Source organism: Kitasatospora sp. NPDC056800 (assembly GCF_042789775.1).
GTDB lineage: Bacteria > Actinomycetota > Actinomycetes > Streptomycetales > Streptomycetaceae > Kitasatospora.
The window spans coordinates 24,260-33,185 of record NZ_JBHUAL010000094.1 but is presented as its reverse complement, the minus strand read 5'-3'; the positions used below and the strand labels follow the sequence as shown (position 1 = coordinate 33,185).

At 73.2% G+C, this 8,926-nt stretch carries 9 protein-coding genes; 7 read left to right on the top strand and 2 right to left on the bottom strand.

Annotated elements, in window-relative coordinates:
• Window positions 1-62: 62 nt before the first annotated feature.
• Window positions 63-1,418 carry an acyltransferase family protein gene (locus tag ACFRQN_RS21300; RefSeq protein WP_380741539.1) on the bottom strand — a complete coding sequence of 452 codons (1,356 nt, stop codon included), beginning with the start codon at window positions 1,416-1,418 and terminating at the stop codon, window positions 63-65.
• 129 nt (window positions 1,419-1,547) lie between these two features.
• Here ACFRQN_RS21300 and ACFRQN_RS21295 point away from each other — a divergent pair, with 129 nt between their 5' ends.
• Window positions 1,548-2,207, top strand: a complete 660-nt coding sequence (locus tag ACFRQN_RS21295; protein WP_049660599.1) for a trimeric intracellular cation channel family protein — start codon at window positions 1,548-1,550, stop codon at window positions 2,205-2,207.
• Here ACFRQN_RS21295 and ACFRQN_RS21290 read toward each other — a convergent pair.
• A complete protein-coding gene (locus ACFRQN_RS21290) occupies window positions 2,113-2,880 on the bottom strand; it encodes an IclR family transcriptional regulator (protein WP_074001489.1) in 768 nt (255 codons plus the stop codon). The genes ACFRQN_RS21295 and ACFRQN_RS21290 overlap by 95 nt on opposite strands.
• Window positions 2,881-3,061: 181 nt before the next feature.
• Here ACFRQN_RS21290 and ACFRQN_RS21285 point away from each other — a divergent pair, with 181 nt between their 5' ends.
• The 6 genes from ACFRQN_RS21285 to ACFRQN_RS21260 form a co-directional block, all read left to right on the top strand.
• The gene (locus ACFRQN_RS21285; protein WP_074001490.1) at window positions 3,062-4,243 is read left to right on the top strand and encodes a cysteine desulfurase family protein; all 1,182 of its coding nucleotides are present in this window, start codon (window positions 3,062-3,064) and stop codon (window positions 4,241-4,243) included.
• 88 nt (window positions 4,244-4,331) lie between these two features.
• Complete coding sequence (gene mnmA, locus ACFRQN_RS21280; protein WP_049658857.1) at window positions 4,332-5,468, top strand: tRNA 2-thiouridine(34) synthase MnmA; 1,137 nt, start codon at window positions 4,332-4,334, stop codon at window positions 5,466-5,468.
• Window positions 5,469-5,584: 116 nt separating this feature from the next.
• Entirely contained in the window at window positions 5,585-6,142 is a 558-nt protein-coding gene (locus ACFRQN_RS21275; RefSeq protein ID WP_049658858.1) for a Uma2 family endonuclease, read from the top strand.
• Between the two features lie 45 nt (window positions 6,143-6,187).
• Window positions 6,188-6,712, top strand: a complete 525-nt coding sequence (locus tag ACFRQN_RS21270; protein WP_074001491.1) for a TIGR00730 family Rossman fold protein — start codon at window positions 6,188-6,190, stop codon at window positions 6,710-6,712.
• Between the two features lie 13 nt (window positions 6,713-6,725).
• On the top strand, window positions 6,726-7,415 hold the full coding sequence (locus ACFRQN_RS21265; RefSeq protein ID WP_049658860.1) for an SDR family oxidoreductase: 690 nt from the start codon (window positions 6,726-6,728) through the stop codon (window positions 7,413-7,415).
• A gap of 173 nt (window positions 7,416-7,588) precedes the next feature.
• Window positions 7,589-8,926: right-handed parallel beta-helix repeat-containing protein (locus ACFRQN_RS21260; RefSeq protein ID WP_380741538.1), on the top strand; the 1,338-nt coding region annotated here is incomplete at its 3' end.

Genomic DNA, 8,926 nt, shown 5'->3' with positions numbered 1-8,926 from the left:
CGCCCCGGACCCCCGGGGCGGGCGGCCTCTTCGGCGTCCGCGTCCCAGGCGTCCCGGGCGCCTCAGACGCCCGCGGCCGGCACCGCTTCGGGCCTCGGCGCCGGTTCGCGCGGGCCCGGGGCGGGGGCCGGGAAGCGGCGGTCCAGCGCCCGGACCACCCGGCGGCCGAGGCGCTGGAACGGGATCTCGACCAGCCGGTACGACAGGTAGGAGAGCACCACGAGCGCCCCCAGGTAGCCGAGGGTGAGCGCGGCCTGCCCCGTCGGCCCGACGATCGGCGGGTAGCCCTGGAGCCTCCAGCCGACGAAGTACATCAGCGGCCCGTGCAGCAGGTAGACCGAGAAGCTGATCGTGCCGAGCCCGCTCAGCCAGCGCGGGAAGCGGCGCCGGCGCAGCAGCATGGCCGCCGCGAACAGGGCCCAGGCGGCCAGGTAGGCGAGGGAGAAGGACTGCCACGAAGGGGTCCAGGTGTGCCAGAGCGCGGTGTCCCGGTTGTACAGGTAGCCGACCGTGACGCCGGCGACGACCACGAAGGCGCAGCAGAGCAGGGCCGGGAGCCGGTCGAGCAGGCCGTGCTCCAGCCGGTACAGCACGGTGCCGGCGAACATCGTCGCGAAGATCAGCATGGTCTCGAAGCCGGTGCTCCGGTTGTTCACCGTGATCAGGACCAGGCCCAGGCCGCCGAGCAGCAGCGCGCCCCAACGGGTCAGGTCCGGACGGGCGGTGGCGATGCACGCCATCGCCATCAGCACCACGATCCCGGCCACCGCCACCAGGTGCCTGGTGGCCGCCAGGTCCACCGAGATCCCGCCGATCGGCAGCCAGGTGCCGAGCACCAGGGCGACGGACGCGAAGCCGACCGCGATCGGCGCGCTGTTCCGGTGCCACCCCCGCACGAACAGCGCGCACACGAAGTAGTAGAAGACCATCTCGTAGGTGAGCGACCACATCACGCCGATGGCACTGGGCACCCCCACCAGGTCCTGGAGCAGCAGGCCGTTGGCGGCGAGCGACAGCACCGGGTGGTCGAAGGGGAAGCTCTGGACGATCTGGCCGCCGCGGGGCAGCACCAGCAGGCTCGCCACGATCGTGACGGCCACCGCGGGGTAGATGCGGAAGAGCCGCCCGGTCCAGAACGCCCGGACGTCGCCGCGCCGTTCCAGCGACGCCGGGATGATGTACCCGCTGACCAGGAAGAACAGCATCACGCCGAAGAAGCCGAGGTCCAGCTGGCGCGGCACCCGGTCCGCGTGGGGGATCTTGCCGAGCAGTCCGAAGTGGTGCATGGCGACGGCGAGGGCGGCGACGCCGCGCAGCGCGTCGAGCCAGCCGAGCCTGGCGGAGGCGGGCGGTTCCGGCGGCGACTTCGACGGCTCCGGCGGTGACGCCGGGGCCGACCTGGGCTTCACGAGCTTCACAGGCGGAGGCTAGCCGAGCAGGTCCGGCCGGACGGCGCGCAAGCCGTCCGGCACCCTTCCGGCGGTGCGTTCGCATCCGGAGAACGGACGTTCACCGGCACATCCGTGCACATCGGGTACACATGGACGGTGACATCCCAGCTCTTCCCGACCGACGTCCAGCAGTCGCTGGACCTCGTCGGCATCTTCGTCTTCGCCCTCTCCGGGGGCCTGCTCGCCGTCCGCAAGAACATGGACATCTTCGGCATCTGTGTGCTGGCGGAGGTCACCGCCCTCGGCGGCGGCGTGATGCGCGACCTGGTGATCGGCGCGACCCCGGTCGCCGCGTTCACCAACCTCGGCTACTTCGTGACCCCGCTGGGCGCCGCCCTGGTGGTGTTCTTCCTGCACCCGGAGGTCGAGCGGATCAACCGGGCGGTGCAGACCCTGGACGCCCTCGGGCTCGGGCTGTTCTGCGTGACCGGCACCGCCAAGGCCCACGACTTCGGACTCGGCGCCGTCGCCGCGATCGCGCTCGGCATGGTGACCGCGGCCGGCGGCGGCGTGATCCGCGACATACTCGCCGGGGAGATCCCCTCGCTGCTGCGCTGGGACCGGGAGATCTACGCCGTCCCCGCCCTGGTCGGCGCCACCGTCGTCGCCCTGCTGATCGCCACCGACCGGCTCACCGGCGTGACCGGCACCGCCGCCGCGCTCACCGCCTTCGGGCTGCGGATGCTCGCCCTGAAGTACGGCTGGCGTGCCCCGCGGGCCTGGCACCGCAACGGTTCTCGCACCAGCGAGGAGTAGGCGAGCCGCCGTACGCGAGCGAGATCGCCTCGGCCGTGCAGAGCAGTTCCGGCACCATCCTGGCCAGTTCGGCCGGCGGAACCTCGCTCGCCGGGGCGCTCAGCGCGCAGGCCGCGACCGTCCGCCCGCCGCTGCCCGCGACCGGCGCGGCCACGCAGGTCACCGGCTCCCGGTGCTCGCGCGACTCGGCCGCCCAGCCCCGGCGGCGCACCGCCGCCAGCTCGGGCTCCGCGCGGGCGTCGTCCGCGGACAGCCCGGCGAGCAGCACCCGGCCGACCGCCGTCCCGTCGACCGGGGCCCGGCGCCCGATCCGGGACGGCTCCGCGCCCGGCGGCCCGGCCACCTCGTCCAGGTAGAGCACCTCGCCGTCGTGCAGCACGGCGAGCCGGACGGTGTAGCCGCAGCGGGCGTTGAGCGCGGCCAGGTACGGCGCGGCGACCTGCCGGACGTCGAAGTCCTCCAGCGCGCGGTGGGCCAGCGAGAGCACCCGGCCGCCGATCCGGTAGCGCAGGTCCGGCTGGCGGCGGGCGAAGCCGTGCTCCTCCAGGGTGCGCAGCAGCCGCAGGGCGGTGGACTTGTGCACCCCGAGGCTGCTGGCGGCCTGCTCCAGCGAGAGCGGTGCGTCGCCGAGCGCGTCGAGCAGGGTCAGCGCGCGGTCGACCGACTGCGACATGGCGTTCCCCGTGGATCCGGCTGACTGGTGGCGTCAGGCTAACCGCTGGGTGGCTCAGTGGTACAAACCAGTACCGGACGCGGCCGTCCGGCCGTGGTGCGTCCGGCCCGTGCGGGCGGTGGCTGGATCGGTGCCCCGGGCCGGAACCCCGCCCCGTGCGGCGCTCTACAATCGGATGGTTATGCCATACCTGGACCATGCGGCGACCACGCCGATGCTGCCCGAGGCGATCGCCGCGATGACGGCGCACCTGGGGGTGGTCGGCAACGCCTCGGCCCTGCACGCGGCCGGCCGCCGGGCCCGCCGGGTGGTCGAGGAGTCCCGGGAGTCGCTGGCCGAGTCCCTGGGCGCCCGCCCCAGCGAGATCGTGCTCACCGGCGGCGGCACCGAGTCCGACAACCTCGCGGTCAAGGGCCTGTACTGGGCCCGCCGGGACGCCGACCCGGCCCGCACCCGGGTGCTGTGCAGCCCGGTCGAGCACCACGCGGTGCTGGACGCGGTGCACTGGCTCTCCGAGCACGAGGGCGCCGCCGTCGAGTACCTGCCGGTCGACGAGCACGGCCGGGTGCACCCCGAGGCGCTGCGGTCCGCGATCGAACGCGACCCGGCGTCGGTGGCGCTGGTCACCGTGATGTGGGCCAACAACGAGGTCGGCACCGTCCAGCCGGTCCGCGAACTGACCGCCGTGGCGGCCGAGTACGGCATCCCCGTGCACGCCGACGCGGTGCAGGCGCTCGGTCAGGTCCCGGTCTCCTTCGCCGAATCCGGCCTCACCGCGCTCACCGTCACCGGACACAAGATCGGCGGCCCGTTCGGCATCGGCGCGCTGCTGCTCTCCCGGGGCGCCGCGCCCGTACCGCTGCTGCACGGCGGCGGGCAGGAGCGCGACGTGCGCTCCGGCACCCTGGACGCCCCCGGCGCGGCCGGCTTCGCGGCCGCCGCCGCGATCGCCGTCGAACGGCGGGCCGAGCACACCGTCACGCTGGGCGCGCTGCGGGACGAACTGGTGGCCTCGGTGCTGGACGCCGTCCCCGACGCGATCCTCAACGGCGACCCGTCCGCGGCCGGGCGGCTGCCCGCCAACGCGCACTTCTCCTTCCCCGGCTGCGAGGGCGACGCCCTGCTGATGCTGCTGGACGCCCAGGGCATCGAGTGCTCGACCGGCTCCGCCTGCTCCGCCGGGGTGCCGCAACCCAGCCACGTGCTGCTCGCGATGGGCGTCGACCCGCTGCTGGCCCGCGCGTCGCTGCGGTTCTCGCTCGGGCACACCTCGGTGCGGGAGGACGTGACGGCGCTGGCGGCGGCCATCGGGCCGGCGGTGCAGCGGGCGCGCAACGCCGGGCTGGCCTCCGTCCGGCGCTGATCCCGGCCGTGCGGCGCCGTTCCCGGCCGTCCGGCGCTGATCCCGTCTTCCGGGAACAGCCGGGCCACCCCGTACCCTTGTTGCCATCATGACTGACTTCCCGGGTGCCCCGACCACTCCGTCCACCGGCCGTCTGCGCGTGCTCGCGGCGATGTCCGGCGGAGTCGACTCCGCCGTCGCCGCCGCCCGCGCCGTCGAAGCCGGACACGAGGTGACCGGCGTCCACCTGGCGCTGTCCAGCAACCCGCAGTCCTTCCGGACCGGCGCGCGCGGCTGCTGCACCATCGAGGACTCCCGGGACGCCTGGCGGGCGGCCGACGTGATCGGCATCCCCTTCTACGTCTGGGACCTCGCCGAGCGCTTCCGCGAGGACGTCATCGACGACTTCGTCGCCGAGTACGCGGCCGGGCGCACGCCCAACCCGTGCCTGCGCTGCAACGAGAAGATCAAGTTCGCGGCGCTGCTGGACAAGGCCGTCGCCCTCGGCTTCGACGCCGTCTGCACCGGCCACTACGCCCGGATCGTCGACCTGCCCTCCGGCGCGCGCGAACTGCACCGGGCCGTCGACTCCGCCAAGGACCAGTCCTACGTCCTCGGCGTCCTCGACGCCGACCAGCTCGCCCACTCGCTCTTCCCGCTCGGTGACACCACCAAGGAGGAGATCCGGGCCGAGGCCGAGCGCCGCGGCCTGGCCGTCGCCAAGAAGCCCGACAGCCACGACATCTGCTTCATCGCCGACGGCGACACCCAGGGCTTCCTCGCCAAGCACCTCGGCACCGCGCCCGGCGACATCCTCGACGCCGACGGCACCAAGCTCGGCGAGCACGACGGCGCGTACGGCTTCACCATCGGCCAGCGCAAGGGCCTGCGGATCGGCCGCCCGGCCGCCGACGGCAAGCCGCGCTACGTCCTGGACATCTCCCCGGTGAACAACACCGTGACGGTCGGCCCGGTCGAGGGCCTCGACGTCACCGGGCTGACCGCCATCCGCCCCCGCTGGTGCGGCACCGAGCCCCTCGCCGACGGGCGCTACACCGCCCAGCTCCGCGCCCACGGCGAGGAGGTGCCGGTGAGCGCCTCGGTCGTCGACGGCGAACTGCGGGTGCGGCTGGACACCCCGGTGCGCGGCATCGCCCCCGGCCAGGCCGTGGTCCTCTACGACGGCACCCGCGTCGTCGGCTCCGCCACCATCGCCACCACCGAGCGCCCGGCCGTCACCGCCTGAGCGGCAGCGGCCGGCGGCCGGGCCTCCTGTCCACGCAGAGGCCCGGCTGGATCCCGGTGTCGGCAGGCCGACCGGCAGCGGGTGAGATGTCGGCCCGGTCGGCCATAGTGGACGGCATGACCTTCTACGAGCAGCACCGCGAGTTCATCGAGGAGCTGGAGCGGATCACCCCGGAAGGCGTCCGGATCGAATGGTCCGGAGACACGCTGATCATGCAGGCGTCGCCGTCCAACATCCATCAGCTCAACGTGGCCCAGGTGCGCAGGCAGTTCGAGCAGCACGCTCCTGACGGCTACCTTCCCAGCGAGCGGAGCGAGATCGTCAGCCCGGACGTCTCCAAGGGGCGTGAGCCGGACCTGACCTACCTCCCCCTCGACGTCCTCTCCCAGCCGGGTAACAAAGCCCCTGCCGCCGAAGCCCTGATCGCCGTGGAGATCGTCTCGCCGTCCAACCCGGGCAACGACTGGATGGACAAGCTGCACGACTACGCCGTGATGCGCATCCCGCTGTACCTGATCGTGGACCCGCGCCAGCAGACGGTGACGCTGTTCTCCGAGCCGAACCACGACCGCTACCACACCCGCAGCGACCGGAAGTTCGGCGACGCGATCACCATCCCGGAGCCCTTCGGCTTCAGCCTGAGCCTGTCGAAGCTCGTGCCGTACACCGAGTAATGGCGGTGAGCGGTGGGCAGGGGGCGTGATAGACCAGACGACACTATGAACATTTCTGTCTTCTGCTCCGCGTACTCGCTCGACGACCGCTACTCCGCCCCCGCCGCCGAGTTCGCCCGGCTCCTGGGGGAGGGCGGGCACACCCTGGTGTGGGGCGGCTCGAACGCCGGGCTGATGGGGCTGCTCGCCGACGAGGTGAAGGCGGCCGGCGGCCGACTGGTCGGCGTGATGGTCGAGATGCTGCGGCACAAGGCGTACGTCGGCGCCGACGAGCTGGTGTGGACCGCCGACCTCCCCGAGCGGAAGGCGGAGCTGGCGGCCCGGGCCGACGCGATCGTCGTCCTGGTGGGCGGGCTGGGCACCCTGGACGAGGTGACCGAGGTGCTGGAGCTCAAGAAGCACGGGATGTTCGACAAGCCGGTGGTCGTGCTGGACACCGAGGGCTTCTACTCCGGCCTGCGCACCCAGATGGAGCGGATGGACGCCGAGGGCTTCCTGCCGCGCCCGCTCGCCGAGCTGATCACCTTCGCGGACACCCCCGCCGAGGTCTTCGCCCAGCTCAAGGCCTGAGAGGATCGGGTCCATGGCTGCACATCTGATCACCGGCGCCGGCTCCGGCATCGGCGCCGTCCTCGCCGAGCGACTCGCCGAGCGCGGGGACGAGCTCTGGCTGCTCGCCCGCGACGCCCGCCGGGCCGCCGAGCTGCGCGAGCGCTTCCCCGGGGCCCGCACCCTCGTCGGGGACCTCGGCGACCCGGGCAAGCTCTCCTGGGCCTTCGGCCACCAGCAGCTGCCCGTCGAGCTCGACTCCCTCCTGCACGTCGCGGGCGTCGTCGAGCTCGGCCCGGTCGGCGACCTGACCCCCAAGGCCTGGCAGGAGACGCTCAACGTCAACCTCGTCGCCCCCGCCGAGCTGACCCGCCTCCTGCTGCCGTCGATCCGGCTGGTCAAGGGCCACGTGCTCTTCGTGAACTCCGGCGCCGGCCTGAACGCCCACGCCGAGTGGTCGGCGTACGCGGCCAGCAAGCACGGCCTCAAGGCGCTCGCCGACGCGCTGCGCCACGAGGAGCACGCCAACGGCGTCCGGGTCACCTCCGTCTACCCCGGCCGCACCGCCACCGCGATGCAGGTCAAGGTGCACCAGCAGGAGGGCAAGGAGTACGACGCCGACCGCTGGATCGAGCCGGAGTCCGTCGCCAAGGCGGTCCTCGCCGCCCTCGACGCCTCCCGCGACGCGGAGATCACCGACATCACCGTCCGCCCGGGGCGCTGACGCGCCGCGCGGGACACCGGCGACGGCCGACGCCCCGCGCGCCCACCGGAGTTCGGGAAAAATCTCCTGGTACCGACCGAACAGCCCGTGGAAGGATGTCCGCGCCCTTCCCCGGGATGTCCGGCGGCGAGGGTTGCCTAGCGATCTGAGATCGCTGTGACCAGGGGGGATTCGTGTCCAGAGTCCGATCCGCGCTGACCGTCGGCGCGCTGCTCGTAGGGACGGTCGGTCTGCCGGCCGTCGGTGCGAGCAGCGCGGCCGCGGCAGGCGGCACGCTCTACGTCAACAACGCCGCGGGTGCGCACTGCACCGACAGCGGCAGCGGCGCCCAGTCGGCGCCGTTCTGCCACGTCGCGGCCGCCGCGGCGGTCGTCCAGCCGGGGCAGACCGTCGAGATCGCGGCCGGGTCCTACGTCGACACCGCGGTGACCGTGACCCGCTCCGGCACCGCCGACGCCCCGATCACCTTCCGCAGCCAGGCCCAGCAGTACTCGCCGGGCGGCGTCGCCTCGCTCAGCGGCGGGGCGCCGAACCACCCGGACAGCGCCATCGTGGTCAAGGGCGCCGACCACCTGCGCTTCGAGAACCTGACGGTGCTGAGCAACCAGCGTCCGGCCGTCGTGGTCGACGGCGGGCACGACGTCTCCTTCACGAACATCGCGGCCTCGGGCGGCGGCGTCCGGATCACCGACGCCTCCGACAAGGTCACCTGGGCCCGCGGCGACTTCAGCTACGCGCCCGGCCCGCTGCTCCAGGTCGACGGCGGCTCCACCGGGACCGTCCTGACCACCAACGTGGTCCAGGCCAACTACGTGTCCGACATGACCGGGATCCTGGTCAAGGACGCGCCGAACACCGTCGTGGTGGCCAACACCGTCACCTCGTCCTGCTTCGCCGGGATCGTGCTGGACGGCGGCTCGACCGGCGCGGTGGTCGAGAACAACGTGGTGAACACCGCGAAGAACCAGAACGCGGCCTGCGCCACCCCGGCCGCCGCCACCGGGATCACCGTCGGGGCGAACGCCACCGCGGGCACCAAGGTCGACTACAACCTGATCGACCCGCGCAGCGGCGGCGCGCCCTACAGCTGGGCCGGCGCCGCCTTCGGCACCCAGGACCAGCTCACCGCGAACAGCGGCCAGGGCGTGCACGACTTCGTCGCCCTGACCTACGTGCCGAAGGGCCCGGACGCCCCGGTCGACCACCGGATCGACTCGGCGGACGAGACCGCCCCGGGCATGCTGCCGACCGACCGCGGCGGCCAGGCCCCGGTGGACGACCCGACGGTCGCCAACACCGGTACGGGCAGCGGCTTCCGCGACCGCGGTGCCTACGAGATGCTCGACATCGGCAGCGCCTTCACCCCGGCCGGTCCGACCCGGCTGCTGGACACCCGTCAGCCGATCGGCGTGCCGACGGCGCAGGCCGTGGCGGCGGACGGCACCGTCGACCTCCAGGTGGCCGGTGTCGCGGGCGTTCCGGTGGAGGGCGTGACGGCCGTGACGATGAAC